The sequence below is a fragment of the Streptomyces sp. NPDC050416 genome (assembly GCF_044458845.1).
Lineage (GTDB): Bacteria > Actinomycetota > Actinomycetes > Streptomycetales > Streptomycetaceae > Streptomyces.
Window position 1 is genome coordinate 193,022 of sequence record NZ_JBITII010000003.1, and the last position, 26,108, is coordinate 219,129.

23 protein-coding genes and 1 tRNA gene are annotated in these 26,108 nt (G+C 70.2%); 12 read left to right on the top strand and 12 right to left on the bottom strand.

Features of this window, described 5'->3' with window-relative positions:
• The first annotated feature begins 1 nt into the window (after position 1).
• Both ACIBL4_RS10465 and ACIBL4_RS10470 read left to right on the top strand, forming a co-directional pair.
• The gene (locus tag ACIBL4_RS10465; RefSeq protein ID WP_399408408.1) at positions 2-997 is read left to right on the top strand and encodes a hypothetical protein; all 996 of its coding nucleotides are present in this window, start codon (positions 2-4) and stop codon (positions 995-997) included.
• A complete protein-coding gene (locus tag ACIBL4_RS10470) occupies positions 994-1,872 on the top strand; it encodes a DUF6339 family protein (protein ID WP_399408409.1) in 879 nt (292 codons plus the stop codon). The genes ACIBL4_RS10465 and ACIBL4_RS10470 overlap by 4 nt, the downstream gene beginning before the upstream one ends.
• Before the next feature lie 26 nt (positions 1,873-1,898).
• Here ACIBL4_RS10470 and ACIBL4_RS10475 read toward each other — a convergent pair whose 3' ends face one another.
• From ACIBL4_RS10475 to ACIBL4_RS10495, 5 genes are all read right to left on the bottom strand, one after another.
• On the bottom strand, positions 1,899-3,260 hold the full coding sequence (locus tag ACIBL4_RS10475; protein WP_399408411.1) for a DNA cytosine methyltransferase: 1,362 nt from the start codon (positions 3,258-3,260) through the stop codon (positions 1,899-1,901).
• Between the two features lie 11 nt (positions 3,261-3,271).
• The gene (locus ACIBL4_RS10480) at positions 3,272-4,267 is read right to left on the bottom strand and encodes a DNA cytosine methyltransferase (RefSeq protein WP_399408413.1); all 996 of its coding nucleotides are present in this window, start codon (positions 4,265-4,267) and stop codon (positions 3,272-3,274) included.
• On the bottom strand, positions 4,264-4,665 hold the full coding sequence (locus ACIBL4_RS10485) for a very short patch repair endonuclease (RefSeq protein WP_399409313.1): 402 nt from the start codon (positions 4,663-4,665) through the stop codon (positions 4,264-4,266). Before ACIBL4_RS10485 ends, ACIBL4_RS10480 begins: the two co-directional genes overlap by 4 nt.
• A gap of 546 nt (positions 4,666-5,211) precedes the next feature.
• Positions 5,212-6,228: an SEC-C domain-containing protein gene (locus tag ACIBL4_RS10490; RefSeq protein WP_399408415.1), complete on the bottom strand. Its 1,017-nt coding sequence runs from the start codon at positions 6,226-6,228 to the stop codon at positions 5,212-5,214.
• 130 nt (positions 6,229-6,358) lie between these two features.
• Entirely contained in the window at positions 6,359-7,834 is a 1,476-nt protein-coding gene (locus ACIBL4_RS10495) for a beta-1,6-galactanase (RefSeq protein WP_399408417.1), read from the bottom strand.
• A 264-nt stretch (positions 7,835-8,098) separates the two neighbouring features.
• On the opposite strand from ACIBL4_RS10495, the gene ACIBL4_RS10500 reads away from it, so the two are divergent.
• The 3 genes from ACIBL4_RS10500 to ACIBL4_RS10510 all read left to right on the top strand — a co-directional run bounded on the left by ACIBL4_RS10500 (position 8,099) and on the right by ACIBL4_RS10510 (position 10,224).
• Positions 8,099-8,410, top strand: a complete 312-nt coding sequence (locus ACIBL4_RS10500) for a DUF6412 domain-containing protein (RefSeq protein WP_399408419.1) — start codon at positions 8,099-8,101, stop codon at positions 8,408-8,410.
• Positions 8,411-8,504: 94 nt separating this feature from the next.
• A complete protein-coding gene (locus ACIBL4_RS10505; RefSeq protein WP_399408421.1) occupies positions 8,505-9,218 on the top strand; it encodes a YidC/Oxa1 family membrane protein insertase in 714 nt (237 codons plus the stop codon).
• A gap of 148 nt (positions 9,219-9,366) precedes the next feature.
• Positions 9,367-10,224, top strand: a complete 858-nt coding sequence (locus ACIBL4_RS10510; protein WP_399408423.1) for a fumarylacetoacetate hydrolase family protein — start codon at positions 9,367-9,369, stop codon at positions 10,222-10,224.
• A 77-nt stretch (positions 10,225-10,301) separates the two neighbouring features.
• Here ACIBL4_RS10510 and ACIBL4_RS10515 read toward each other — a convergent pair whose 3' ends face one another.
• The 3 genes from ACIBL4_RS10515 to ACIBL4_RS10525 form a co-directional block, all read right to left on the bottom strand.
• The gene (locus ACIBL4_RS10515; protein WP_399408425.1) at positions 10,302-11,168 is read right to left on the bottom strand and encodes an LLM class F420-dependent oxidoreductase; all 867 of its coding nucleotides are present in this window, start codon (positions 11,166-11,168) and stop codon (positions 10,302-10,304) included.
• 89 nt (positions 11,169-11,257) lie between these two features.
• Positions 11,258-11,779 (bottom strand): heme-degrading domain-containing protein, encoded by a 522-nt coding sequence (locus tag ACIBL4_RS10520; protein ID WP_399408427.1) that lies wholly within the window; start codon positions 11,777-11,779, stop codon positions 11,258-11,260.
• Complete coding sequence (locus ACIBL4_RS10525; RefSeq protein WP_399408429.1) at positions 11,776-12,879, bottom strand: Gfo/Idh/MocA family oxidoreductase; 1,104 nt, start codon at positions 12,877-12,879, stop codon at positions 11,776-11,778. Before ACIBL4_RS10525 ends, ACIBL4_RS10520 begins: the two co-directional genes overlap by 4 nt.
• A 102-nt stretch (positions 12,880-12,981) precedes the next feature.
• Here ACIBL4_RS10525 and ACIBL4_RS10530 point away from each other — a divergent pair, with 102 nt between their 5' ends.
• The 6 genes from ACIBL4_RS10530 to ACIBL4_RS10555 all read left to right on the top strand — a co-directional run bounded on the left by ACIBL4_RS10530 (position 12,982) and on the right by ACIBL4_RS10555 (position 19,310).
• On the top strand, positions 12,982-14,442 hold the full coding sequence (locus ACIBL4_RS10530) for an ROK family protein (RefSeq protein WP_399409315.1): 1,461 nt from the start codon (positions 12,982-12,984) through the stop codon (positions 14,440-14,442).
• A 196-nt stretch (positions 14,443-14,638) separates the two neighbouring features.
• Positions 14,639-15,439: an LPXTG cell wall anchor domain-containing protein gene (locus ACIBL4_RS10535; protein ID WP_399408431.1), complete on the top strand. Its 801-nt coding sequence runs from the start codon at positions 14,639-14,641 to the stop codon at positions 15,437-15,439.
• A gap of 151 nt (positions 15,440-15,590) precedes the next feature.
• Positions 15,591-16,370: an HAD-IIA family hydrolase gene (locus tag ACIBL4_RS10540; RefSeq protein WP_356024128.1), complete on the top strand. Its 780-nt coding sequence runs from the start codon at positions 15,591-15,593 to the stop codon at positions 16,368-16,370.
• 120 nt (positions 16,371-16,490) lie between these two features.
• Complete coding sequence (locus ACIBL4_RS10545) at positions 16,491-17,231, top strand: hypothetical protein (protein ID WP_399408433.1); 741 nt, start codon at positions 16,491-16,493, stop codon at positions 17,229-17,231.
• Positions 17,232-17,233: 2 nt separating this feature from the next.
• Positions 17,234-17,923: a class F sortase gene (locus tag ACIBL4_RS10550; protein WP_399408435.1), complete on the top strand. Its 690-nt coding sequence runs from the start codon at positions 17,234-17,236 to the stop codon at positions 17,921-17,923.
• Between the two features lie 352 nt (positions 17,924-18,275).
• On the top strand, positions 18,276-19,310 hold the full coding sequence (locus tag ACIBL4_RS10555) for a glycoside hydrolase family 6 protein (protein ID WP_399408437.1): 1,035 nt from the start codon (positions 18,276-18,278) through the stop codon (positions 19,308-19,310).
• An 81-nt stretch (positions 19,311-19,391) separates the two neighbouring features.
• Here the strand turns inward: ACIBL4_RS10555 and ACIBL4_RS10560 are convergent, their stop codons facing one another.
• The 4 genes from ACIBL4_RS10560 to ACIBL4_RS10575 form a co-directional block, all read right to left on the bottom strand.
• Positions 19,392-21,332 (bottom strand): galactose oxidase-like domain-containing protein, encoded by a 1,941-nt coding sequence (locus ACIBL4_RS10560; RefSeq protein ID WP_399408439.1) that lies wholly within the window; start codon positions 21,330-21,332, stop codon positions 19,392-19,394.
• Entirely contained in the window at positions 21,329-23,332 is a 2,004-nt protein-coding gene (locus ACIBL4_RS10565; protein WP_399408441.1) for a glycosyltransferase family 2 protein, read from the bottom strand. Before ACIBL4_RS10565 ends, ACIBL4_RS10560 begins: the two co-directional genes overlap by 4 nt.
• 326 nt (positions 23,333-23,658) lie before the next feature.
• A complete protein-coding gene (locus ACIBL4_RS10570; protein WP_399408443.1) occupies positions 23,659-24,372 on the bottom strand; it encodes a FadR/GntR family transcriptional regulator in 714 nt (237 codons plus the stop codon).
• Between the two features lie 115 nt (positions 24,373-24,487).
• Positions 24,488-24,561, bottom strand: a tRNA-Lys gene (locus ACIBL4_RS10575).
• A 199-nt stretch (positions 24,562-24,760) separates the two neighbouring features.
• On the opposite strand from ACIBL4_RS10575, the gene ACIBL4_RS10580 reads away from it, so the two are divergent.
• On the top strand, positions 24,761-26,089 hold the full coding sequence (locus ACIBL4_RS10580; RefSeq protein WP_399408445.1) for a peptidoglycan-binding protein: 1,329 nt from the start codon (positions 24,761-24,763) through the stop codon (positions 26,087-26,089).
• The last annotated feature ends 19 nt before the right edge of the window (positions 26,090-26,108 follow it).

The window sequence follows — 26,108 nt, forward strand, 5'->3', positions numbered from 1 at the left end:
GGTGAAGATCTACCCGTACAAGAGGCTCAACCGGCCGGTCTCGCTCCGGGTGACCTCGGTCTCCCTCAAGCTCTCCGACGGCACCCGCGACCAGCTGGAGACCACCGCATACTCGACCCAACAGCAGGCTGTCGCACTTGGCATCGCGGGCCACGCCGACTGGGTGAGTGCCACGATCGGTCTCTCCGCGACGCTGCCGCCCGGGGCGAACGCGCCGGATGCCGCCTGGTCCGATCTGCGTGTTCTCGCCGTGCTGACGGACGGCGAGACCAATGTCCGCACGTCCACCGACCTCACGCGTGACGCGGAGGACGGCCGAGACTGGTCGGGCTCACTGGAGGTGCTCCGTGACCACCACTTGAGTCGGGCATCCCTTGCCGTGCATGCCGTCGGGACGGTGGACGGGGTACGAGGACGGTCGATCGCAGAGACGGACCGAAGCTGGATCATCGACACGGTGTCCGAGGAGCCGGTCCGCGGACTCCAACTAGACGTCCAGAAAGCCTCGTTCAGTAAGAGCTCAAGGGAGTGGCTGCACGCCTACGCCGACGTGCCCTGGATCGTGGACACTTCGGCCCGGGTCCCCACGGTGTTCGTGAACACCGACATCGAAGGCGTCCTCGGGTTGTTGGACAGCAGTGGCTCAGGAGTGGACAGCAAGGTGCGTGACCTCCTGGTCGCCCAGATGGCCACCGACGTCTGGACCGCGGTGTTCCACGGTGCCATCGGCGATCTGGAGATGGAACCCGGAGGCAGCCCGGTCTTTCCGACCGACTGGCAGGGCGATGTGCTGCGGGAGATGCTCCCCGATGTGATTCCTGGCGTGCACGTCGAGGAAGCCCTGCGACAGGTCCATCGCCGGCGCACCGGCGAATCGGGCTGGGTGGAGCTGCAGACCCGCATTCACTACGCGGCGGCCCGTCGTGCCGATGCCACCAAAGCACTTGCCTATGCCATCCGCAGTCTGGAACAGATGAACCGAGAGAGTGAGACGTGATCACCCAACCGAACCACGTACCGGAGCGCTTGGCGCTTCTCGCTACCTCGGCCGTCGATCCCTTCCTCACCGAAGAACTGCTCAAAGGTGAACAGGTGCACGGCGGCATCGAACTCGCCAAGGTCGTCGAGCCGCTCCCCGAGGACGACGCCAGGTGGTCGGCCGAGCCGATCCGAAGTCTGATGGACGACGCCATGTTCGAGTTCCGTGAGGACCGCACCCGAGCCGACGCGTGGCTCGCGCCGCGGCTTCATGCCACGCTGCGCCTGACGCGGCGGGAGGCGGCGGACAAACGTCTGTGGAATCACATCGCCTTGGCGGTGGCCCCCGATTACGTTGTGTGGCGCCACTTGCCGGAGGCGACGGCGAACAGGCCGGTGAGGCGTGTTGCCGCGGACCGTTTCCGGGGCCCGGCGGACCGGCAGTGCTTCTCCCGCCTGTGGTGGGCGGCTGAACTCTTCCGGAACGGACCTGATTATGAGCCCGTCGAGGTCGCCTGTGGCAATCAGGACCTCATCCACACCGTTCTGCGGATGGACGTGATCGATCACCGTCCCACAGCCCAGGCTCTGGTTCGCCTCTTGAAGAACGGGCAGGTCACCACCGGTCGAGAGATCAACGGTCTCAGCGTGGCGATCAGTACGGCGGGAGCGACCCTGACCTATGACGTCCTCGCGCCGGACGAGCCCAGAGACCCCGCCCCTTTGCGAGAGTGGATCGCAGAGGCGGACACGGCACCCCCGGTCGCGCGACACGCACTCCCGGAGGGGCCTGACGAGGACCCCGTCCCGGAGAAGTCCGTGGCCGATCTCACCGACTACTTCACAGAGCTGTTCGAGACCGCCCCGGTCAGGGGCAGGAAGAGCACGGACTGACGCGAAGCAGCGATCTGCTGTCGCACCTATTGCTTCGCCGACGCCTTTTTGCGAGGGGCGGTGGATGAGCGGGCCGGCGCCTGATCGTCCGGACGCGGGCACCTGGCGGTGCAGGTGTCAGCGGCCCCGCAGCCGTGGCTTCGTAGCTTGGCACGCTGTTCCTCCGTGGCCGGCTGCCACGGCTTCCTCAGCACCTCCGGATCGGGCGCGGGAAGGCCGAGAGAGGCGCTGAGCAGATGGGCACCGAACACCGGCGGCACCGCGTTTCCCACCTGCTGGGCCTGCGCCGTACCGGACCAGGGATAGTCCGGCGGGAAGCTCTGCAGCATTCCCGCTTCGTTCATGCTGAATCGCGCGCCCTCGCGGACGATGTCCTTGTCGAGGTGCTCGAACACTACGAAGCGGGAGATACGACCTGTGACAGTGGCGGCGGGCTGCCGGTCGGTCCGCACTCCACGGCGCCCGGGGACTCCGGAGCTGCCGTAGTTCGAGCGGACGAGGAACGGAGTGCGGCGGCCTGGATGTTTGCCCACCGGGTCGGCGAGGACTTCACCCATCGACTTCCAGGGCTTCAGGCCCTGGTCGCTGGCTTCCCCGCGTTCCTCCGTCTCCGGGGCGGTGTCCTCGTCGAGGGTCGGCTGATGGATCTGGCTCGCCATCTCGTCCGCCCTGCGATTCCATTCCTTCGCCTCGTACGCGCGGTGGGTCGGCGCGGGAAGCGAGGGCTGACCCAGCCCTTCACGTCGAGCGATCAGTACCGCACGGGATCGCGTCTGCGGCACCCCATAGGTCTCCGTGTCGAGGACATCGACCACGACCTCGTACTTGGTGCCGTCGGGAAGGCCCGTCTCCTTCAGCACCTTGGCGTAGTGGTGCCAGAGGGCCTCGACCGCGGGGACCTGTTCCAGGACGATCACGTCATACGGGCGCTTCTCCCGGTTCGGGCTCCTGGTTGCCTGAATGGCGTACCGGAGGGGCTCGAGGACCATCGCGGTGCGTAGATCGCTGAGCTTTTTCAAGTCTTTGTCGATCGCCTCGTCGGAGTGGCCCGCCATCAGGCGTTCGATGTACCCCTTGACCTCTTCCAGGGCCTTGCGGCCGGCGCCCTTCCCGGCCACCGAGTAGGTCTGGCACGGGGGGCCACCGGCGAGCACGTTGATCTCCGGCGGCAGGGACTCGAAGGCATCCCTGCGTACCGCGCTCACATCGGCGTGGAGGGTGTCGAGCCCGGCCGCGTATCGCGTCAGACACGCGCTCCTGTCCCACTCGATGCCGAGACTCGGGATGTCGAGCGCGTGCCCGGCCACATCCAGCCCTCCGGGTCCTGCGAAGAGATCGAGGACGTAGGGCTTGTCGAGGATGGACTGGTGTGGCGCCGCGCTGGTCATGTGGCGGAAGTCTAGCCGGCGGGGGAGACTGCCGGCCGCCCGTCCAACGCTTCGGCGACGGCTCGTCCCAATGCCTCCCCGACGGGCGGCGGTGTCGCGTGTCCGATCTGGCGGTACCGGGCGGTCTTCAGCCCGGCGATCTCCCACGATTCGGGGAAGCCCTGCAGCAGGGCCGCCTGTTCAGCCGTGATCTTCACCATGTTGTCCCTGCCCAGCTCGGGGTCCCAAACGAACTCAGGGCCGGGAACCTGATCGCCCAGGGTGTGGGCGTTTACGCCCATGGTCGCCCACTTCCGCTTGGCCCCGGTCGGTCCGAGGTCCGCTCCGCCTCGGTTCTTCGAGCCTCCGACCAATGTCGGAGCTGGTTGATCAGCTTGGGCGGCCCAGCGGCCGGCGTCCTGCCAACCCCGTGAGGCCATGGACGGTCCCAAAGCGGCGCCTACCGTCGTCGGCTCCTGCACAGTGGGTGTCGGCTGTCGGAATGCCTTGGCCCGATGCCGTTCGACGGCTATCAGGACGCCCTGCTTACGGCTCTGCGGTACTCCGAATTCGACAGCGTTCACGACGAACCAACTGAACTCGTATCCCAAGTGGGCCAGTTCCGCCCGGGTGAAATCACGGAACGGTTGATACTCGTCCGAGTGGGCGAGCCCCGGAACGTTCTCGATGAGTACTGCCCGAGGCCGGATCGCGTGGACGAGATAGACGGCGGCCTCCAGCAGCCGCTCTTCCACACGCGAATCCGTCCGTCCGACGGTCGCGCTCGACTTCACCCGTGGCAGGCCCGCCGCGAGGAGATCCACGTCGTAGCTCACGGGGTGTTCGGCCGGATCGAAGTCCAGCAGATCCGCGTGAAGCACGTTCCACTGCGGCCGATTGGTCCGCAGAGTCGTGACGGCGGAATCATCGTCGTCCAACAGCAGGCGCGGCTCGAAACCCGCTTGCTCCAGTCCGAGAGCAAGCCCACCCGCCCCTGAGCACACATCCACGAATGTGAGGCCACTCACTCTTTTCTCCCCCTGGTTCGTTCTGTCCGTCGCCGCTCCACGACCGTCGCCACTCGGACGGCGACCTCTTCGGGAGCTTCGTGCTCCCAGAACCGCAGTACTGTCCACCCCGCCGCGACCAGATGCTCCGTCGTCTCACGGTCGCGGGCCATGTTCCGGTCCAGTTTGCTGCGCCACCACTCCGCGTTGGCTTTCGGATGAGTGGCGTGCTGAGGGCAGCCGTGCCAGAAGCAGCCGTCGATGAGGACAGCGACTTTGGCCCGAGGGAACGCCACGTCGATGCGCCGTCGGGGCAGGCCCGGTACGGGGTACTCCACGCGGTAGCGCAGCCCGGCCGCATGCAGCAGTCTCCGCACGGCCAGTTCGACGGCCGTGTCCTTGCTCGCCTGCCTGCTCATGCGGGCCGAGACGCCGGGCGAGGAAGGCGTCATGCTGTTCACTGTCGTCGAGCCTCACGCATGTATGTCGTCACGGCCGATGATCGCCGCTCTGGTGGAGTCGATCGTCCCTTGTTCTGTCACGGCTCCCCCTTGTTCCCTCTGCCAGTGCGCGCACGATCACTCATGGCGATGTGGATCTGTTCTAGCAGCAGTCACCGACATCCGAGGGGGTTGTGCCACAGGCTGATCATTTTCGTCTGTCGGGCCACCCGCTTCCATTGCCAGTGTCGTGCCTCCGCGCCCCGCCTCAAGGGCGCTTCACTCCGCTGCGCTGCGTTCCGCGTCGGCTGGCGCCGATGGCCCTGCGGGCCACCCTTGACCCGGGCCGCTCCAGCACGGGAGAGAAGCGAGCGGGCGGCCCGGGGAAGCGGGGGGCCAAGGGCGTGGCGCAGTAGTGAGTTGTTCAGTTGCCCGGCGGTGGCGGACGCGTCCCCGTTTCGGCGCACGCCGGGTCGGCTCAGCGGCGTTCGGGTCGTCCGGGGGCTGGGGCCGTAGGCAGGGGGCTTAGATGGTGCTGCCGTGGCACTCGCCGTACGTCTGGCCCGAGCCGCACCAGCAAAGTGCCCCCTGCTGTGGCGGCCACTGCACTGCTCGGCCCCGGGCCGCCAGTGTCGTCGCGTACTGGGGGAGCAGGGTCGGGTCCGAGGGGGACGAGAGTTCCGACGCCGCGAAGGCCTCGTAGGACGGGACCGTGCCGGTGACGATGCCCAGGTTCGGGGTGCCGGAAGAGGAGAGCTCCCGGAGGGCGGACTCTATGGTCGCGAGGTGGGTCTCGTGGGAGGGGTATTCCGAGGCCAGGTCCGGGTACGCCTCGAGGAGTTCTGAGAGTTCCGTCGCCGGCCAGTGGAGGATCGCCACCGGGAAGGGGCGGGAGAGGGCCTCGCGGTAGGCGCCCAGTTCCGCTCGGAGACGGGTGATCTCCGCTTCCAGTTCCGCCGGGTTTTCCGAGCCCAGGGACCAGACGCGCTTGGGGTCGTGGAGTTCGTCCAGGGTGATCGGGAGGGAGTGGACCGTGTCCGCCAGCGCGTCCCACTCGTCGTGGGACTTGCCCAGCATGCGGCGGACCCTGTGGCGGCCGAAGAGGAGGGGGTGGGTCGGCTGCGGGGGTTCCGGGACGTCGGTCAGGAGGAGGCGGACGGCCTCCGTGAACGTGTCGTGCGCCGCTTCCAGCTCGTCGTGCGACTCCAGGGCCTCGGCGACGATCACCCAGGGGGCCGGGTCCCGCGGGGACGCCACCCGGACGCCCTCGATGATCGCCCTGGCCTCGGCCTCGTGGCCGTACTCCCAGAGGTTCGACGCCTTGAGCGCCCGTACCAGGTGGGGGTTCTCCAGGCCGTCCGTGGAGGACAGCAGACGGTCGTAGAGGGCCGTGGCCGTGGGGCGGTCGCCGGCGAGTTCCAGGTGGGCCGCGGCGCGCAGCAGCAGGGCCTCGGAGTCCTCGGGATACAGGCCGGCGGTCCGCTCCAGGCGTGCCGCCTCGGCGGTGTGGTCGACGTTTTCGGCAGGCGAGTCGGGGCGCATGGGGGACACCGTACTGCCGGGAGGTGACGAGCGTGAGAGATGCGCAGGCCAGACGCCTGGCCTGCGCGGGTTCCCCATGCTTGTCATCCCGGCTCTACAGTTCGTCCCGAATCGCCGCCATGACAGCGGGCTAGAGGGTTACGCCGTCTATTTCTAGCGTTTGGACCGACTTTGCGGCGAAGGGGACGCTGACCGATTTGCCGGACAGGCGGATGTCCGAGCGGGGGGTGTAGAGGTCGCCGCCGCCGGTCGTCACCGTGTTCCAGCGGGGTACCGCGCCGTTCGTGCCGCCCGTCACCGTCGAGAAGCGGGAGAGGTCGAAGGTGAGGGTCTGGGCCGATGTGGAGGTGTTCACCGCTACCAGCACCAGGCGGCGGGACGACGCCGAGTACGCCGCCACCGCGTAGCTCACGCCCGTGTCGAGGATCGTCATGCCCGGGCGGATGTGGCGGCTGAACTGGGCCAGTACGTAGTGCTTCGTCTGGACCGTGGTCGGCTGGAGGGTGTTCGCGTCGTAGGCGATCATCGCCCAGCCCGTCGAGGGGTCCATGACCTGCCAGTAGCACCACGCCGTGGGATGCAGCCAGCGGAAGTCGTAGCAGAGGTTCGACGCCATGGTCAGGCCCGTGCCGTCGCTGTCGCCCGTCTCGGAGTTCCACAGCTTCTTGCGGGACGTCGTCACCACGTCCGTGTAGAGGAGGTCGCGGCGGCCGCCCGAGCCCTGGTAGCCGTGCACGTTGACCTGGGAGACCAGGGCTTTGGTGGAGGAGTTGAACGACGCCCAGGTGGAGCGGGCCGTGTCGTAGTTCGTCTCGTCCGATGCCGAGATGCGGAGGTTCGTCAGGCCGCGTTTGTCCAACTCGCTGCGCATGTACGGGAGTACGGCCGCCTGGACCGCGGGGTCCATGTGGCAGCCCTCCTGGGTGCCGGTCGCGGTCCACCAGGTGGAGGCCGGCTCGTTGAAGGGGTCGACCGTCGCGAAGTTCACGCCCCAGTTGTCACGCGCGTACAGGGCCGTCGCCGCCAGGTGGGAGGCGTGCTGGCGGTAGTTCCAGGTCTGGAGGTTGTTGCCGCCGCCCGCCGCGCCCGAGGGGTTGTGGTTGCCGCACATCCACCACATGGGGGAGTTGGCGAAGAGTTCCGTGATCGCGCCGCGCTGCGTCGCCTTCACCAGCATCGCGCGCTGGTTGGCGTCCGCCGACCACTTCCAGGCCGAGGAGGCGGGGTCCTCGTTGTTCCAGTCCTGCCAGAAGCCCTCGATCTGCTTGAAGGCCGGGATGTTCGGTGATTCGGCCATCGTCTCGCCGCCGACGCTGTTCCAGCTGCACGCGCCCAGGTTGTAGCGGGCGATGTTCAGGCCCAGGCCGGGGAGCGATCTGCCGTTGTACGTCACCGACTTGGTGGTGAAGAAGAGGTCCGCGAAGTCGTCCCGGGCGCCGAAGACGTTGGCCCACCAGGCGAGGGAGGTGCCCCAGCCCTCCCAGGTGCCGTACGTCGTCGAGGGGTTGACGGCGATGGTGGCGTCCGCGTGCGCGGTGCCCGTCGCCAGGGCGCTGCCGAGGAACGTACCGCCTGCTGCGGTCAGCAGGGTCCTGCGTCGTATCACGGCTCCTCCGTAGGGGAATCGGGGCAGGCGCCGGTCCCCCCGGCCCGGCGTCGCGGGTTGGCCCGTATGTGGCCCGTACATGGCCCGCTCATGGCAACGAGAAGCATCGGGTGTGGCGGGTGGGTTGTCGAGACTTGCGACGAACCTTTCTCAAACCCGTGTACGAAGTCTCGGACGCCTTCGGTGGAGTGATCCTGTATAACGAACAGAGCGAAGACGATGGGTAGTCGAGCGAGCGAGTAGGCGTTCGGGAGGAGGGAGTCGATGGTCCGCGGCTGGACTGGTCTGCGTCCCGCTCTCGTGCTGCTCCTCCTGGTCCTGGAAGTGGCGCTGCTGGACACCGGCAGCCTCTACGCCACCGTCGCGCTCGCCGCGACCGCCGCTGCTTCCGCCGCGCTCACGGTCTGTGCCCTGGTCTCCACGCGCTGCGCGCCCGCCGTGCCGCGTACGCGGGTGCGTACGGCCATCCGCGACCGTGACCTCCGTACGGCCTTCCTGCCCCAACGCGATCCCGACGCCCGGGGGCGCACCCGGCCCCGGGCACCCGGACACGACCTCCGGGCGACCTTCGCGTAGGGCCAGCCAGCACGTTCCCGTAGCCGGCCCCGCGCGGGTCGTCATGCCGCCATGTCCCACTCCCGGCACGACGAGACCCCCGGAGGGCTCACCCATGTCCGTCTTCGCCCACTTGGTCGAGCGACTCGCCGACCTCCTCCAGCCGCTGTTCGGCGCCTCCGCGGCCGCCGCCGCGATCGTCCTGTTCACCGCGCTCGTACGACTCCTCGTCCACCCCCTGTCCCGGGCCGCCGCGCGCGGCCAGAAGGCCCGCACCGCGCTCCAGCCGAAGATCGCCGAGCTGCGGAAGAAGCACGGGAAGAACCCCGAGAAGCTCCAGCGGGCCGTGCTGGAGCTGCACGCCGAGGAGAAGGTGTCGCCGCTGGCCGGCTGTCTGCCCGGGCTGCTCCAGGTGCCCGCGTTCTTCCTGCTCTACCACCTGTTCTCCAGCGACACGATCGGCGGGCGGGCCAATGAGCTGCTCGGCCACCGGTTGTTCGCCGCGCCGCTGGGGGAGCGGTGGGTGGACGCGCTCCAGGGTGGCCTCTTCGGCGGGGCGGGGCTCGTCTACGCCGGGCTGTTCGTGGTCGTCGCCGGGGTCGCCGCGTTCAGCTACCGCCTCAGTAAGCGCATGACGGCCGCGAGCCCGGCGCTGCCGGCCGGTGGCGAGCAGGAGCAGGTGGCGGGGCTCGGGGCGGTGGCCAAGGTGATGCCCTTCATGTCCTTCTTCACGCTCGTCACTGTGGCGGTCGTGCCGCTGGCCGCCGCGCTGTACGTCGTGACCAGTACGACGTGGAGTGTCGTCGAGCGGGCTGTGCTGTACCGGTAGCCGGTCGGGCAGGAGAGGTCCAGTACGTGAACTGGGTATTGCGGAGTGCACTGCCAGCTTGGAGGATCGACCAGTCCTCCGATGGCTGGCCCGCCGCATCCGGGTCGCAGGCCTCCGGCGGGCGCCCGCGATCGAGGGAGACGTGATCATGAAGCTGCTGCGAGTCGGCACGGCCGGGGCCGAGCGGCCCGCACTGCTCGACGCCGACGGGACCCTGCGGGACCTGTCGGGCGTGGTGCCGGACATCGACGGGGCGCTGCTCGCGGACGACGCGGCGCTCGACCGCGTCCGTGCCGCCGTCGACGCCGGTGAGCTGCCCGTACTGGACGCCACCGGGCTGCGGATCGGGCCGCCGCTGGGGCGAATCGGCAAGATCGTCTGCATCGGGCTGAACTACCACGACCACGCGCGCGAGACGGGTGCCGAGCCGCCCGGCGAGCCGGTCCTGTTCATGAAGGCGCCGGACACGGTGGTCGGGCCGAACGACACCGTGCTCGTGCCGCGCGCGTCCCGCAAGACCGACTGGGAGGTCGAGCTGGCCGTCGTCATCGGGCGTACGGCCAGGTACCTGGGGTCCGCGGAGGAGGGGCTCGCGCATGTCGCCGGGTACGCGGTCGCGCACGACGTGTCCGAGCGGGAGTTCCAGATCGAGCGCGGCGGGACCTGGGACAAGGGCAAGAACTGCGAGACGTTCAACCCGCTGGGGCCGTGGCTGGTGACGGCGGACGAGGTGCCGGATCCGCAGCGGCTGTCGCTGCGGCTGTGGGTCAACGGGGAGTTGAAGCAGGACGGGACAACGGCCGAGCAGATCTTCCCGGTGGGGGAGGTCGTGCGGTATCTCAGTCAGTTCATGACGCTGTACCCGGGCGATGTGATCAACACGGGGACGCCGGCGGGGGTGGCGCTGGGGGCGCCCGAGCCCAAGCCGTTCCTGCGGGCCGGGGATGTCGTGGAGCTGGAGATCGAGGGGCTCGGGCGGCAGCGGCAGGAGTTCAAAAGCGCCTGAGGGGCGGGGAGCTGCGGATTGTTCGCGACTGCGGGTTCGTCGTGGTTGTTCGCGCAGTTCCCCGCGCCCCTGAAGGGTCAGCCCAGCAGCGCCGCGAGGTCGCGCCACGCCTTCCTCGGGAGGGCGTCGCGCGGCTCGCCGTCCAGGACCTGGAGTGCGAGGTGGTCCGCTCCCGCCTCGAAGAAGGCGTCGATCTTGGCGCGGATCGCCGTCTCGTCGCCCCAGGCGAACAGGGCGTCGACGAGGCGGTCGCTGCCGCCGTCCGTCAGGTCGTCCTCGGTGAAGCCGTGCCGGAGGAAGTTGTTGGTGTAGTTCGGCAGCGGGAGGTAGATCTCGAGGAACTCGCGGGCCAGGGCGCGGGCGCGGGCCGGGTCCGTCTCCGGGATGACGCCCAGCTCGGGGGCCAGCAGCGGGGCCTCGCCCAGGATCTCGCGGGCGTGCGCGGTGTGCTCCGGGGTGACCAGGTACGGGATCGAGCCCGCCGCCCGGTCGCGAGCCAGCCGGAGCGACTTCGGGCCCAGGGCGGCCAGGAGGCGGCGGTCGGCCGGCACTCCGGCGGCGTCCAGGCCGTCGAGGTGGGAGACGAGGGCCGAGTAGGGGCGGGAGTACTGCTCCACACGCTTGGCGTGGCTCACCCCGAGGCCCAGCAGGAAACGCCCGGGGTGGGTCGACTCCAGCTCCGCAAAGGCCGTGGCGGCGGCGTCCGGCTCGTGCTGCCAGATGCTCTGGATGCTGGTGCCGACGGTGAGCTTCGAGGTCGCCTCGATCAGCGGGGCGGCGTTGGCGGCGGAGCTGTTGCCGCCCAGCCACACGGCGCCGTAGCCGAGTTCCTCCAGTTCGGCGGCGGCCTCGGTCAGTTCGCCGCGCCGGTCCGGGTCCTCCGAGCGCAGGCCTACGCTCCAGATGCCGTACCGGCCGACGGTTTCCTTCAGAGCGGTGGTCATCGGTTGGGATCCCTCCGGTTGGGCGCCATGCTCGATCATGCGTACTGCAGGTGCCAACCGGAGGGGGCCGCCGATGATTCCGACAGCAACTAGCCGTCCAGGAACCGCTCCAGGGCCTCGACCACGAACCGGTGGTCCTGGAGCTGCGGCAGCCCGGACACCGTCACCGCGCCGATCACGCCGGCGCCCTCGACGGTGATCGGGAAGGAACCGCCGTGCGCCGCGTACGTGTCGGGGTCGAGGCGCGAGGACTCCTCGAACGTCGTGCCCTTGGCGCGGAAGCGGGCGCCCACCAGGTAGGAGGCGGAGCCGTAGCGCTCCACCACCCGGCGCTTGCGCTCGATCCAGGCGTCGTTGTCGGGCGTGGAGCCGGGCAGCGCCGCGTGGAACAGCTGCTGGCCGGCGCGGTGGATGTCGATCGCGACCGGGGCCTGCCGCTCCCGGGCCATCTCGACGAGGAGCGAGCCGAGCGCCCAGGCGTCGTCGTGGGTGAACTGGCGGAACACCAGGCGGCGTTCCTCCTTCTCCAGCTCCTCCAGACTCGGGGTGAGCTCCGGGTGGAACTTCGGGGTGAGCTCCTGGCTGTGCGAGGGGTTGCTCTTGTGGGTCACAGGGTCACCGTCACCTTCTCGCGGGCCGAACGACGGGCGGCTTCCAGTACGTCCAGGGCGGCGGCCGCCTCCAGGGCGGTCACCGGGTTCGGGGCGCCCTCCAGCAGGGCCTTCGCCACGGCCGCATAGTAAGCGGGGTAGTCGCCCGGGAGGGTGGGTTCGGGCCGGCCGCCTCCCGTGACCGGGGACTCGCCGGAACCCACGCGTCCCCACAGCGACTCGGGCTCCGCGCCCCAGCCGGGACCGGGGCGGTGGCCTTCGCGCAGGGCCGCCTCCTGGGGGTCAAGGCCGTACTTGACGTAGCCGGCTGCGGAGCCCAGGACGCGGAAGCGGGGGCCGAGTTGGGCGGTCGTCGCGGAGACATAGAGGTGGGAGCGGACGCCGTTGGTGTGCGTGATCGCGATGAACGTGTCGTCGTCCGTCTCGGCGCCCGGGCGGCGGATGTCCGACTCCGCGTACACGGCGGCCGCCGGGCCGAAGAGGACCAGCGCCTGGTCGACGACATGGCTGCCGAGGTCGTACAGCAGACCTCCGATCTCTGCGGGGTCGCCGGACTCCCGCCAGCCGCCCTTCGGCTTCGGACGCCAGCGCTCGAAGCGGGACTCGAAGCGCCAGACGTCACCCAACTCGCCCGCGGACAGCAGCTTGCGCAGGGTGAGGAAGTCGTTGTCCCAGCGGCGGTTCTGGAAGACGGAGAGGAGCAGGCCGCGCTCCTCGGCCAGGGCGGCCAGCTCACGGGCCTCGGCCGCCGTGCCCGCGACGGGCTTGTCGACCACGACCGGCAGACCGGCCTGGAGCGCGGCGGTCGCGAGCGGCACGTGCGTCTTGTTCGGGGACGCTACGACGATCAGGTCCAGCTCGGCGGCCCGGTCGAACAGCTCGTCCGGGTCGGCGGCCAGGCGCACGTCCGGGAACTCGGCGCGGGCCTGCTGCTGCCGCTCGGGGTTCGAGGTGACCACCGTGTCGAGGGCGAGGCCCTCGGTGGCGGCGATCAGCGGGGCGTGGAAGACGGAGCCGGCGAGGCCGTAGCCGACGAGGCCGACGCGGAGGGGCGAGCCGGAGGCGCCCGTGCCGGGCGTGCCGAGGGGTGTGCCAGTCATGCCACCCACTTTGGCAACGCTGTTGCCAAAGTGCAAGCGCCGGGGACAATGGAGGGCGTGGGCGTGAACAGGGCGGACGACCGTACGGACGGAGTGGGCGGCATGCACGGCGCCGGAGGGACAGGAAGCGGGGCGAACCTGCTCGCCCTGCGCAGCCACAACGCCGCGCTGGTGCTCGACCTGCTGCGGACGGCCGGGCCCGACGGCATCAGCCGGCTCGAACTCGCGGAGCGGACGGGCCTCACCCCCCAGGCGGTCAGCAAGATCACGGCCCGTTTGCGGGAGGACGGGCTCGCGGCGGAGGCGGGGCGCCGCGCCTCGACCGGGGGCAAGCCACGCACGGTGCTGCGGCTGGTGCCCGAGGCGGGGCACGCGGTGGGGGTCCACCTGGACCGGGACGAGGTCCGGGCCGTGCTCGTGGATCTGCGCGGGACGGTGGTGCGGGAGCGGCGGGCCGCGCTGGATCTTGGGGCCGGTGCGGGGGCGGTGCTGACGGCGGTGACGGAGACCGTGCGGGCGACGGTGGCGGAAGCCTTGCGGTTGACGGAGGTGGAGGCTGTCCCGGCGGCGGAGGGTGGGGCCCTCCGGGTGACGGGGGTTGGGGCTGCGCGTGCGACGGATGGTGGGGCCGTCCGAGTGACGGGGGACGGGGCTGTCCGTGCGACGGAGGCTGGGGCCGTTCCGGGGACGAGGGCGGAGGCTGTCCGTGCGGCGGGGCCGGAGGCTGTCCGTGCGACGGAGGCTGGGGCCGTTCCGGGGACGAGGGCGGAGGCTGTCCGTGCGCCCGGGCCGGAGGATCTCCCTGCGCCCGGGCCGGAGGCTCTCCGTGCGGCCGAGCCCGAGGCTGTCCGGGCCACGGTGTCCGAGGCGTTGCCTGCCGGGTCGCCGCCCCTCGCACGTGCCGGTTCCCTGCTCGGGGTGGGGGTGGCGCTGCCCGGGCCGCTCGACCACGTCCGGGGGGTGCTGCACCGGGTGACCGGTTTCCCCGAGTGGGACGGCTTCCCGCTGCGGGAGGCGCTGGCGGAGCGGCTCGGCGTGCCGGTCGTGGTCGACAAGGACACCAACGCGGCGGCGGTCGGCCTGGCGGCCGGGGGCGAGGGCGGCTCCTTCGCGTATCTGCACCTCGGTACGGGCCTTGGGGCCGGTCTGGTGATCGGCGGGAGCGTGCACCGGGGAGCCCGGACCGGGGCCGGGGAGTTCGGCCATCAGGTGATCCAGCTGGACGGCCCGCCGTGCACCTGCGGCGACCGGGGCTGTGTGGAGGCGTTGTGCCTCGGTGCGGTGGCGCGCGGGGACGTGGAAGAGGCGGCACGGGTGCTGGGAGCGGGCGCGGCGAACCTGGTCGGGCTCCTCGACATCGATGTGGTCCTGCTGGGCGGCCGGACGGTGGCCGCGGCGCCGGAGAAGTTCGTGCGGGGAGTCGGTGCGGTACTGGAGGCCCGGGCGCGGCGGACGGGGGAGGACGCCGTGCCGGTGCGGGTCGCGCCGGGCGGCGGGCGGGGCGTCGCGGTGGGGGCGGCTCAGCTGGTGCTGGGGCCGGTGTTCGGGCGGGGGATCGGGTGAGGGGTCGGAGCCGAATACCGGCTGGGCCCGCTCTGACCGGCTGGGCCCACTCGCGTGCGAAGGCGCTGGGGCGCCGCTGAGGGCCCTGTCCGGTCGCCCGAGGTGTCCGCCGACCGGGCGGATTCGCGCCGCCGTTCGGGGGTGTTCCCGGCGACGTCGGCCGGTTTTCGGCTCCATCCGGCAATGTCACATCTCCATGCGACCCTGCACGCCCGCTCACTTCTGCCTCGCGGCGGCGGCCGCCGTTCTGCTCGCCGGGGCTCATCCGGCGTACGCGGACGAGCCGGCGCCCGCCTGTGCCGCGCCCGACGACCACACCTTCCCGCTCACCACCCGCATCCACGGCGGGCCCGGCGCCTACGAGGCCGGGGGCGGGTTCGGGACCTGGTACGTCGAGCTGACCAACACGACCGACCGGCCGTGTACCGGAATCCACCCCGTCGTCGTGCTCGTCGACGACAAGCGGGCGCTGGAGCCCTCGCAGCCCCGGCTGGAGTTCTTCGAGGGGGCGCGGGCACACCCCGTGCGGTTCGAGAAGACGAGTGAGGACGAGCTCATCGGGGCGTTCGCGGCCGACGAGGACCGCTTCGCCGGGTTCACCGTCGGGCCGGGCAAGACCGTCTCCGTGAAGGTGCGGCTCGCGGTCACCTCGGACGCCGTACCGAACAAGGTCACCGTCAACGCCGCCGTGGTGCAGCGGCACGACGACGACGGCGACTGGGTCGGGCAGTCGAACGACTACCGCTTCGGCATCGACGGTGGCGGGCCGATCGACGGGGGCGAGCCGGAGACCGACGGCGGTACCGACGCCCAGCCCGACTCCGACTCCGACCCCGACCCCGACCCCGACGCCTCCGTCCCGCCCCGCGAGGACCGCCTCCCGTTCGCCGAGGAACTCGCCCGTACGGGAACCGGCGGTCAGGTCGCCGCGGCCGCCGCGGCGATGCTGCTCGCCGGGGGCGGGGCGGCACTGCTCCTCGCGCGCCGGCGCCGGTGAGCCGCTGAGCCGCGGGCCGCTGGGCCGCGAGGAGCCGTCCCGCCTGTCGGGACTCCGTACACGGGCCATTCCCCAAGATCCGGCCACTGTTTAGGCTGGGGAGCCCGGCCCCAAGGCGCACGCTGCACGCGTACGGCAGGAGATCCCGCACATGGCAGACCGCAAGCCCATCGAGTCGTGGCTCACCGACATGGACGGTGTTCTCATCCACGAGGGCGTCCCGATCCCCGGCGCCGACGCCTTCCTCAAGAAGCTGCGCGAGTCCGGAAAGCCTTTCCTCGTCCTCACCAACAACTCGATGTACACCCCGCGCGACCTGCACGCCCGGCTGCGTCGCATGGGCCTGGAGGTGCCGATCGAGAGCATCTGGACCTCGGCCCTGGCCACCGCCCAGTTCCTGGACGACCAGCGGCCGGGCGGGTCGGCGTACGTCATCGGCGAGGCCGGCCTGACCACCGCGCTGCACGACATCGGCTACATCCTGACCGACCACGAGCCGGACTACGTCGTCCTCGGCGAGACCCGCACGTACTCCTTCGAGGCCATGACGAAGGCGGTGCGGCTCATCCTCGGCGGCGCCCGTTTCATCTGCACCAACCCCGACGAGACGGGCCCGTCCACCGAGGGCCCGCTGCCCGCGACCGGCGCGGTGGCCGCGCTGATCACCCAGGCGACCGGCAAGAAGCCGTACTTCGCGGGCAAGCCCAACCCGCTGATGATGCGGACCGGGCTGAACGCCATCGGGGCGCACTCCGAGAGCAGCGCGATGATCGGCGACCGCATGGACACGGACGTGCTGGCGGGCATGGAGGCCGGGATGCAGACGTTCCTGGTGCTCACCGGCCTGACCAGGCCCGACCAGGTCGAGGGCTTCCCTTACCGGCCGTCGCAGGTCGTGGACTCCATCGCGGACCTCGTCGACCGGGTCTGAGCCCGGGAGGCAGCGGGCCGGGACTCAAACCCGTCGCCACCCGTACGGAGCAGCCGCCGCCTCCCTGAGGATGCGGTGGCCCACCGTGCGGGGGAGGCTCCAGGCGTCTGGAGGTTCACGATGGGTTCCCTGAGAGTCACTGTCTGTACGAGCGCCCTGGTCGCGGCCGTCCTCACCCCGGCGGCGTACGCGGCGGACGGAGGGGGCGTCTCGGTGACCCCGGCGACCCCCGCACCCGGCAGTGACGTCACGCTCCGCGTGACCGGCTGTGCGGAGAGAACGGCCGTCGCCCGCTCGGCGGCGTTCGTCGCGGACGCGCGGCTCACCGTCGCCGACGGTGACCTCGTCGGCGAGAGCCGCGTCCGCTCCACGCTCGACGCGGGGACGTACGTCGTGCAGGTCCGCTGCGGGGACGCCGAACGGGCCGGCACGTTCACCGTCCGGGAGGGTGAGGGACGGCGGCGGTCGGCGTCCGGGACGGACGAGCCTTCGCCGCCCCTGTCCGACCTCGCCGGGACCGGCGGTCAGCCCCCCGCACCCGGCACCGTAGGCCAGCCGCCCGTACCCGAGGGCGGTGGGCAGTCGTCCGCACCCGGCGAAAACGGGGACGGTGAAGGTGACGGGCAGCAGTCCACGCCCGGGGAGGACCAGCAGCAGTCCGCCCCCCGGCGACCGGGCGCGCACCCCTCGCCCGTGGCCCCGGTCCGGGCGGGCGGTGGTGGCGCGGCGGACCTCGTCGCCGCCGAGGACCGCGGGGCCGGTCCCGGCACGGCGCAGGGGGTGACCGGCCTGGTGCTCGCGGGCGTCGCCGCGGTGGTCGTCGCCCTGGGCGGTGTCCGCCGCAGCCGTGGAACGGACTGACCATGTCCGAACAGGATCGAGACCAGGAACGCATCAAGGGCCGCTCCTCCGGCACCGGCCGGCTGCTGGCCGGCGTGACCTGGGTGGCGCTGCTGCTCGGGCTGTGGCTGTGGGGCCGCGAGGTGACCGACGTACGGCACGGCATATCCGCCCCTACGACCGGTGACATGGCGGCCGCCGGACGCCCCCCGGACGTGAAACTGCCGCCCGAGCACCGGCCGTTGGGTGACGCGCTGCCCCAGCGCGTCGACATCCCCGGGCTCGGGGTGCAGGCGCCCGTGGTGGCACGGGGACTGGACGCGCGCGGCGCGCTCGATCCACCCCCGTACGACCAGCCGGGCGTGGTCGGCTGGTACGCGGGCGGCGTGGCACCCGGGGCGCCGGGCACCGCGCTGATGGTCGGTCACGTCGACACCGACACCCGGCCCGCCGTCTTCTACAAGGTCAGCGCCATGCGGCCGGGCCAGACGATCCGGGTGATCCGGGCCGACGCCAAGGTCGCGGAGTTCACCGTCGAGTCCGTCCAGGTTCTCACCCGCGACCACTTCGACGCCCACCAGGCCTACGGACCCCGCGAGTCGGGCCGTGCCGAACTGCGGCTTGTCACCTGCGGCGGCAGCTTCGACCGTACGACCCGCAGCTACACGGCGAACGTGGTGGTGTCGGCGTACCTGACGGGGACGGGCCTCTAGGGCACGTTGCGGCCCTAGCGGCCTCGGGGTGCCCACCCAACCCGGTCGACGACCCGCTCCCCCTGAAGTCGCCGACCGGGCTGGTCCTCGACCGCGCGCGCACGGGCTGCGGGAGTAACCCGGCGAGCTGCGCGGGAGGGCGCGGGAGCCACGGTGGGTGAAGCTCTGGCCGGAGGCCGGGCCCTGCTGAGAAGACTCTAGAACCAGGGGGCCGCCCCGGCCTAGAGGTTGAATAACGTCAAGTCCCGGCTCGGTGGCTGTGTGTCACGGGCTGGTGGGCTTTGCTCCCACGGGAGCTGCGCGACGTATGTCAGGATTGAGACTTGGAACAGTGTGCCCAAGGGGGAGTTGGATGTACGGCAGCAGGGGGGTAGGGGCAGCCGCCGGAAGGCGGGTGTCCGCAGCGGTGCTGGGGGCGGCACTGCTGGTCGCGGGCTGTTCTTCCGGTGACGGAGGGGACGGGGCGGACGGAGCCGACGCGGGCGCCGGTATCACTCAACAGCCCAAGGAGAAGGCCCCGTTCTGGGTCAATCCGGACGGCACGGCGGCCCAGCAGGTCGCCGCCCTGGAGAAGGCCGGCAAGAAGCAGGACGCCGAGCACCTCCGCAAGATCGCCGAGCAGCCGGTCGCCGAGTGGATCGGCCCGGACAACCCGCGGGAGCAGACCAAGGGGTTCACCGAGGCCGCCGACAAGGCCGGCCGTACGGCACTGCTCGTGCTCTACAACATCCCGCACCGCGACTGCGGCCAGTACTCGCAGGGCGGCGCCGCCGACGGCAACGCCTACCGCCAGTGGCTCGACGGCGTGGCGGCGGGCATCGGCGACCGCTCCGCCACGGTCATCCTCGAACCGGACGCCCTGCTGCACCTGGTGGACGGCTGCACCCCGGAGCAGTTCCACGAGGAGCGCTACGACCTCCTCAAGGGTGCCGTCAGCAAGCTCAAGTCCCTGAAGAACACGAAGGTCTACCTGGACGCGGGCAACGCCGGCTGGAAGAACCCCGACCAGATCTTCGAGCCGCTGAAGTGGGCCGGCATCGACCAGGCCGACGGCTTCTCCGTCAACGTCTCCAACTTCTACTCCACCGAGGACTCCATCGCCTACGGCAAGCAGCTCTCCGCCAAGGTCGGTGGCAAGCACTTCGTCATCGACACCAGCCGCAACGGCAAGGGCCCCTATACCCAGGGCAACCCGGACGAGCGTTGGTGCAACCCGCCCGGCCGGGCCCTCGGGGAGACGCCGACGACGAAGACGGCGGACCCGCTGGTCGACGCGTACCTGTGGGTCAAGCGCCCGGGCGAGTCGGACGGCGAGTGCAAGGGCGGGCCGAAGGCTGGCCAGTGGTGGTCGGACTACGCCCTGAAGCTGGCCAAGGCCACCCCCTAGCGTCGACGGGCCGAGCGCGAGCGAAGGCAGCACACGAAAGGGGCGCCCTCCGCACCGGAGAGCGCCCCTACCAGCCGATCGCTACGGCACCTTGACCCACTGCGCCTTGCTCGGCGTACCCCGGTCGTCCGTCACGAACAGCATGTACCAGCCCGCCTGGACCAGGTTCCGGTTCTTCGGCACGGTCACCGTCAGCTTGTCGCCGGACGCCTTGAAGTCCAGCGCGATCGACCGCTGGTCGACGTCCGTGACGTGCGTGGCGGCGCTCGGGCGGATCAGCCGGGCCTTCTTGATCCTGGCCGCGTCCGACGAGGTGAACGTGCCCGTCCCGCCGCGCTCGATGGTCTGCGGCCCGCCCGAGAGAGAGGGCTGGTCCCCGTCGCCGTAGAGGTACGGCGGCGTATAGATCTCGATGCGCTGCTCGAACTCGCCCGGTTTGGTGTTGGCCTCGTCGGCGTACAGCGAGTCGGAGCCGAAGAACATCACGCGGCCGTCGGGCAGCAGGATCGACCCGGAGTGGTAGTTGCGGCCCACCAGCGGGTCGGCGACCCGCCGGAGGTCGTTCTTCTCCGTGTCGTAGATGCGCGCCTCGAAGATGTTGGAGTCGCCGCGGCCCCGGTAGTCCTCCGAACCGCCGGAGATCAGCACGCTGTCGTCGGGCAGGATCGAGGCGTTCGGGTAACGCGTGCCCTTGTCCAGCGACGGGCCGTCCACGAAGCGCGGGTTGTCGGCCTTCAGGTCGACGATCCGGGTCTTCTCGCTGGACTCCTGGGACTCGCCGACACCGCCGCCGCCGATCACCATGTACTTCTCGTCCTGCGCGGGCGGCAGCAGCACCGTGCCGGACGTCTCCATCAGCTTGGGGTCGCTCAGGCCGGGGATCTTCGTGAACTTGTTGGTGTCCACGTCCCACACGCCCGGGTCGCGGCCCACGTTGTCCGGCCCGTAGCCCGCGTTGGAACCCGAGTAGAAGACCTTGCCGTTCTGCATGAGGAACAGCGCCGGGTAGGTCGGGAACTGCCGGACCTTGTCGGTGTAGGTCCACTTCTTGGTCTTCGGGTCGAAGACCTCGTTCTTGCCCGGGACCAGCTGGCCGATGTCGTCGAGGCCGGAGACGCTGAGGATCTTCCCGTCGCTCAGGGTGGTGAGCGTCGGGTACCAGCGGGCCTCCTTCATCGGGTCGACCTTGATGTACTTCTCGGCCACGGGGTCGAACTCGAAGGCGTCGCGGATGCCCTGGAAGTCCTTCTTGTCGAGGGCGAGTTTCTGCGCGATGCCGTAGGTGTTCTTGGCGTCGGCGCCCTTCAGGCCGTGCACGCGGTAGTTGTCCTGCGTGCCCGTCTCGTACTTCTTGCCCCGCTTCTGCGCCTCGACGTAGATCCGGCCGAGGCCGGGGTCGTTGCGCAGGAACTTGCCGGTCGCCTTGTCGAAGACCTTCTTCGCGCGCGGCACCAGCACCGGGTCCTTCGAGACGAAGGTCTTGCCGTTCTCCTTGCCCGTGAACCTCGTGCCCGCAGGCAGCGTGATCGGCTTGTCCGGGTTCTCGTTGTGGACGATCATCAGGCCGCCGGCCTTGGTGACGTCACCCTTCAGCTTCTCGTACCGCTTGGTGCCGCCCGCGATCAGCAGGTTGCCGTTGGCGAGCTGGGTGTGGCCCGTGCAGAACAGGTCGCTGGGCGTGGGGACCTTCTTGATGGTGCCCTTGACCGGGTCCCAGATCCGCGTGTCGAACTTCTTCGCGTCGAAGTTGTCCTGGTTGTTGCCCGACCCCGCGACGAGCAGCACTTTGCCGGTGCGCAGCAGCGCCGCGTGGATCGTGTTCTGCCGGTACTCCTCGGGAAACTCGATGATCTCCCACTTGCCGTTCGCGGCCTTGTACTCCGGCTTGTTGATTGTGTACTGGTGGTATTTCTCGGTGCTGAAGCGGTAGAGCCACGGCCCGTTCATCCCGGCCAGCGCGAGTACCACCGCCGTGCCGATCGCGAGTCGACGGGCCCGGCGGCGGCCTGCACGGTCGTTCATTCCTTACGTCCCCCAAGTCCACCAAGGGCGATCTGCATGGTCTGGTCGGTCCCCCCGACCTCCCCGTTTGCGCCAGGGGTGGCGGCCCAACCGGGCTTGTGCTGCGGGGCGTGCGCCGCCGACGGCTGCTGGATGGGCAGCGGCTGCGTCCGGTGCGGCCCCGCAGGGTCCTGCGGCTGCTCCGCGGCGGGAGCGGCGGGCTTCTTCGCGTCCTGCCGCAGCTGCCAGCGCCAGGCGAAGACCGGCGAGGCGGTGATCAGCAGCGCGAACGTCGCCCAGATGATCATCGCGGGGTGCGAGTGGCCGAAGACGAAGCCGGCCGCGATCGACGCACCGAAGATCGCGACGAAGTACCAGTGGTAGCGGAACGTCCCGAACCAGCGGTCCGGGCTCGCCGAATCACCCTTGGGCGTGACCACGAACTTGCTCTTGCGCCGCAGCACGGAGTCGATCAGCGCCTTCGCGTACAGCGGCGCCGACAGCGCGGACATCACCATGCCGGCCACACCGCCGGAGCCCTCCGGCTCGTGCGGCGAGACGTTGTGCCGGCGGTTCCAGACGTACAGGCCGATCTGCAGGGCGGAGGCGTTGCCGTAGAGCATCAGCCAGACCGCCGGGTCGATGTTGACACCCGAGGCGCCCAGGCCCAGGAACAGGCAGCAGCTCAGCGCCGCCAGGATCCAGTTCAGGGCCGACATCGGGTAGAAGATGATCATCATCGTGTAGTTGAAGAGCTTGCTCGGCGGCAGCGAGTACCAGCCCTTCCAGTACTGCTTGAGGATCGTCTCGTACGTCCCTCGCGACCAGCGCATCTGCTGGGTGAAGAAGTCCGTCCAGGCGCTGGGGCCCTCACCGACCGCGAGCACGTCCGGGGTGTAGACCGAGCGCCACTTGTTGCCCGTCGCCGGGTTCTTGTGGCGGTGCATCTCGAACCCGGTCGCCATGTCCTCGGTGATCGAGTCGTACAGACCGCCGATCTGCTTCAGCGCCTTGATGCGCACGGCGTTGGAGGTGCCGACGAACATGGGGGAGCCGTAGCGGTTGCCCGCGCGCTGGATCAGCGCGTGGAACAGGAACTGCTGCGACTCGGCGGCCTTGGTGATCGGGTTGTCGTAGTTGCCGTAGACCTGCGGGCCGATGACGAAGCCGACGTCCGGGTCGCGGAAGAAGCCGAGCATCCGCTCCAGGTAGTTGGGCAGCGGCACGTGGTCGGTGTCGACCGAGGCGAAGAAGTCGTAGTCGTCGCCGTGCGCCTCCAGCCAGGCGTTGTAGTTGCCGTGCTTGGTCTTGGCGCGGTGCGGGCCCTTGGCCTGGTTCCACTTGGCGACGCCCTTGCGGGAGAAGTGGTGCACGCCGAGGCGCTCGCAGACCGCCTTCACCTCGGGGTCGTCGCCCTCGTCGAGCAGCCACACGTGCATCAGGCCCCGGTGGCGGATCCTGACGGCCGCCTCCAGGGTCTTCGTCACCATCTCCAGCGGCTCCTTGCCGGGCACGAAGGAGGTGAGGAAGGCCACTCTGGTGCCGGTCTCGGGCACCACCGGGATCGGGTCGCGGGCGACGAGCGTGGCGTGCGCGTTCGACACCACGTTCATGCAGCGGAAGAACTCGATCAGACCGATCGAGACCAGCATCACCATGTCGAGCGCGGGCAGCCAGTCGAAGGCCGGGTAGTCGCGCTCGGTCCAGTGCTCGGGCTGGAGCAGCCACACCAGCAGCACCACGGACAGCACCGGCGCCGCGGCCAGCATCAGGGCGACTCTTATGCGGTGCGGTTCCTGCGAGATCAGCGACCGGTACTGCACTCTGTAGGGCTTGGTCGGATCAGGCTGGGTGAGGGGACCCGCGAGCCGGCTGTAGTGCTCGTAGTCGTATCTCGGCAGCGTCTTCTTGATCCGCCGGAACGTCCCCGTGGTGCTCATCCGATGGGCCGGAACCCTGAGCTGGGTGGTCTGGGACGGGTCGTGGTCCTGCTGCCGGGCGCCCGTCGGCCTCGACGTCATGAGTCATTCCCCCCACACGCGGACACCGCGTGTTTCGTCGCTTCCTTCCGTCTGCGGCAGGTCCCCCTCGACCTTCACAGACGTATCAGTGGTGGGTCGCTGTCACCACGTCATCCACACCCTATAGACACGGCAACGCGACCTTCCGGTTGCATGATGCCCCCCTCGGCATCGCTTCATGAACAGGAGCCCCTACCCCCGCCCGGCGCGCAACCGGCTCCGAATCCCCCCAACTGCCGCGAAACCGCAGCATCTTGAAAAACCAGAAAACCAGGGTTCTACGGCGCTCATCATGATCGCAAGGTGCGAAACACGGCGTTTACCGGTCATACGCGTTCATTGTGGTGGGTGTGGGGAGCCTGTGGAGCGGTTGTGGACAGGCGGGCGCGGATGTTCCCGAAGTGATCTCTTATGGCCTCCTCCGCCCGCATCGAGTCACCGGACCGGACCGCGTCGAGGATCTCCCGGTGCTGCCGGCAGGTCACCTTCGGGTCCTGCGGCTCGCCCCCGAGGTCGGTGCGGACCCGGTGGAAGGCGTCCCAGAACGCCTCCAGGACCTCGCTCAGCAGCACGTTGTCCAGCCCCCGGTAGAGGGTGGCGTGGAAGGCCCGGTCGGTCTCGGCGAGACCGGCTCCGCGCGCGGCCTGCTCTTCCATACGGCCGACGAGCCCGTCCAGTTCAACGAGGTCCGCATCCGGTATCCGCCCCGCGAGCCGGGAGACCAGCCCGGTCTCCACCGCCTCCCGTAGTTCCAGCAGCTGGAGCAGGGAGTCCTCGCCCCGGTAGTGCCCGGCGACCGTGCGGAAGGCGAGGCCCTCGATCATCGGGGCCAGGGACATCGGGCCGACGTAGGTGCCGAAGCCGTGCCGGATCTCCACGATGCCCATGGCCTGGAGCGCCTTCAGCGCCTCCCGCACCGAGTTCCGGCTCGCGCCGAGGTACTCCATCAGCTCGGGCTCGGTCGGCAGCGGGGCCCCGGAGGCCAGCCGGCGGTCGATGATGAGCTTCTTGATCCGCTCCTGGAGATCACGCGCTGCCATGGCGAGAGGGTATCCGGCCAATCGCGCGGTGGGCCGGGTTCCGGCCAGAGTGCACCAGGGCTGTGGCCGGGTATGCGAAAGGCCCCCCGCTCTCGCGAGAGGCCTTTGCCGTCTGTGCGCCGCCAGGGACTCGAACCCCGGACCCGCTGATTAAGAGTCAGCTGCTCTAACCAACTGAGCTAGCGGCGCGCGCTGACGTCGTAACTCTACAGGACGCCGGGAGGTGCTCCGGACCACGGGCTCCGGCCCCGAGAGGGGTCCCCTGTGGCGCCGCGTACATCATTCGGACCGTCAGCATGCGCGTGCGGAAGACAGTTGAGAAACTGACGACGCGCGCCCGGACGGATACAGGCGCGGCCTTTTCCGCCGGAAGTGTGAGGGGATTCGCATGAGGTCTCCGGTATTCGAGGAATTCGACCCCGCGAGCGACTGCGACTGCCCCGGATGCGTCCACTGGCGCCGCGCCCTGCCGCACTCCTGGGCGGGTCGCACCACCGCCCACCCGGCCGCACGCCGTGCCCTCGCCCTGGCCGCCGCGACCTCGGCGGCGCTCGGCGCGGGCCACGCCGCACCGGCTGCGGCCGCCTCGCACGCACCACCCCATCGACCCGGCGTTTCCGCAGGTGACGAGCCCGACACCCCCCAGGGAGGCACGGCCCCGCTGCACGGCCCCGGCGGTCGCCCCGCGAAGCCCTCGGCCACCCTCAAGCCCACCGCCATCACTCGTACGGAGATCATCAACCGGGCCAAGACCTGGGTCGCCGCGAAGGTGCCGTACAGCATGAACGACTACTGGTCCGACGGATACCGCCAGGACTGTTCGGGCTATGTCTCGATGGCCTGGAAGCTGCCCGGAAACGAATGGACGGGCAGCCTCACCCAATACGGTGAGCGGATTTCCAAGGAGGAACTCCAGCCGGGCGACATTCTGCTCTTCCACAATGCGGCCGCCCCGGAGAGCGGCTCGCACGTCGTGATTTTCGGCGGCTGGACGGACTACACGCACAGCTACTACACCGCCTACGAGCAGACCCGCCCGCACACCCGCCGGCAGTCCACCCCGTACGCCTACTGGAACGACTCGGACCAGTACGTCCCCTACCGGTACAAGGGCGTCACCCCACAGGAGCCGGGGACCGTGCCGGGCAAGGAACCGGCCGCCGGGAAGCCGGGCGCACAGGCCGCCACGCCCTACCCGGGAGCGGCGTATTTCGGCCCCGGCGCGAACAACAAGTACGTCACGCTGCTCGGCCGGATGCTGGTCGCGCGCGGGGCCGGCGGCTCCTACGCCTTGGGCCCGAGCCCGCGCTGGACGGACGCGGACCGGCGGGCGACCCGTGCCTTCCAGCTGGCCCAGGGCTGGACGGGCGCCGACGCGGACGGCCTGCCCGGACCGCGCACCTGGGAGCTGCTGGTCACCGGCAAGGGCAAGGACGTGAAGGCCGGGGCGGTCGGGCCGCCGCCCTCCTCCCACGGCGTCCCCGGCTACCCGGGCCGGGCGATGTTCCGGCCCGGCGCCAGCAACGCGTACGTCACCCAGCTGGGGAGACAGCTGGTGCGCAAGGGGTTCGGCAGGTTCTACCGGGTCGGGCCGGGACCGCGCTGGGGCGAGGCGGACCGGCGGGCCGTCGAGGCCTTCCAGCGCACCCAGGGCTGGCGGGGCGGAGCGGCGGACGGCTACCCGGGTCCCGAGACCTGGCGGCGGCTCTTCTCGTGAAGCCCGCCCCGGAGGGGCC

Bases quoted from the DNA above. Each gene is read 5' to 3' on its own strand.
- ACIBL4_RS10555 (WP_399408437.1), top strand. From the start codon at position 18,276: ATGTACGGCAGCAGGGGGGTAGGGGCAGCCGCCGGAAGGCGGGTGTCC.
- ACIBL4_RS10530 (WP_399409315.1), top strand. From the start codon at position 12,982: ATGCACGGCGCCGGAGGGACAGGAAGCGGGGCGAACCTGCTCGCCCTG.
- ACIBL4_RS10570 (WP_399408443.1), bottom strand. From the start codon at position 24,372: ATGGCAGCGCGTGATCTCCAGGAGCGGATCAAGAAGCTCATCATCGAC.
- ACIBL4_RS10475 (WP_399408411.1), bottom strand. From the start codon at position 3,260: ATGACCAGCGCGGCGCCACACCAGTCCATCCTCGACAAGCCCTACGTC.
- ACIBL4_RS10510 (WP_399408423.1), top strand. From the start codon at position 9,367: ATGAAGCTGCTGCGAGTCGGCACGGCCGGGGCCGAGCGGCCCGCACTG.
- ACIBL4_RS10485 (WP_399409313.1), bottom strand. From the start codon at position 4,665: ATGAGCAGGCAGGCGAGCAAGGACACGGCCGTCGAACTGGCCGTGCGG.
- ACIBL4_RS10540 (WP_356024128.1), top strand. From the start codon at position 15,591: ATGGCAGACCGCAAGCCCATCGAGTCGTGGCTCACCGACATGGACGGT.
- ACIBL4_RS10560 (WP_399408439.1), bottom strand. From the start codon at position 21,332: ATGAACGACCGTGCAGGCCGCCGCCGGGCCCGTCGACTCGCGATCGGC.
- ACIBL4_RS10580 (WP_399408445.1), top strand. From the start codon at position 24,761: ATGAGGTCTCCGGTATTCGAGGAATTCGACCCCGCGAGCGACTGCGAC.
- ACIBL4_RS10535 (WP_399408431.1), top strand. From the start codon at position 14,639: ATGCGACCCTGCACGCCCGCTCACTTCTGCCTCGCGGCGGCGGCCGCC.
- ACIBL4_RS10545 (WP_399408433.1), top strand. From the start codon at position 16,491: ATGGGTTCCCTGAGAGTCACTGTCTGTACGAGCGCCCTGGTCGCGGCC.
- ACIBL4_RS10515 (WP_399408425.1), bottom strand. From the start codon at position 11,168: ATGACCACCGCTCTGAAGGAAACCGTCGGCCGGTACGGCATCTGGAGC.
- ACIBL4_RS10550 (WP_399408435.1), top strand. From the start codon at position 17,234: ATGTCCGAACAGGATCGAGACCAGGAACGCATCAAGGGCCGCTCCTCC.
- ACIBL4_RS10565 (WP_399408441.1), bottom strand. From the start codon at position 23,332: ATGACGTCGAGGCCGACGGGCGCCCGGCAGCAGGACCACGACCCGTCC.
- ACIBL4_RS10505 (WP_399408421.1), top strand. From the start codon at position 8,505: ATGTCCGTCTTCGCCCACTTGGTCGAGCGACTCGCCGACCTCCTCCAG.
- ACIBL4_RS10500 (WP_399408419.1), top strand. From the start codon at position 8,099: ATGGTCCGCGGCTGGACTGGTCTGCGTCCCGCTCTCGTGCTGCTCCTC.
- ACIBL4_RS10525 (WP_399408429.1), bottom strand. From the start codon at position 12,879: ATGACTGGCACACCCCTCGGCACGCCCGGCACGGGCGCCTCCGGCTCG.
- ACIBL4_RS10490 (WP_399408415.1), bottom strand. From the start codon at position 6,228: ATGCGCCCCGACTCGCCTGCCGAAAACGTCGACCACACCGCCGAGGCG.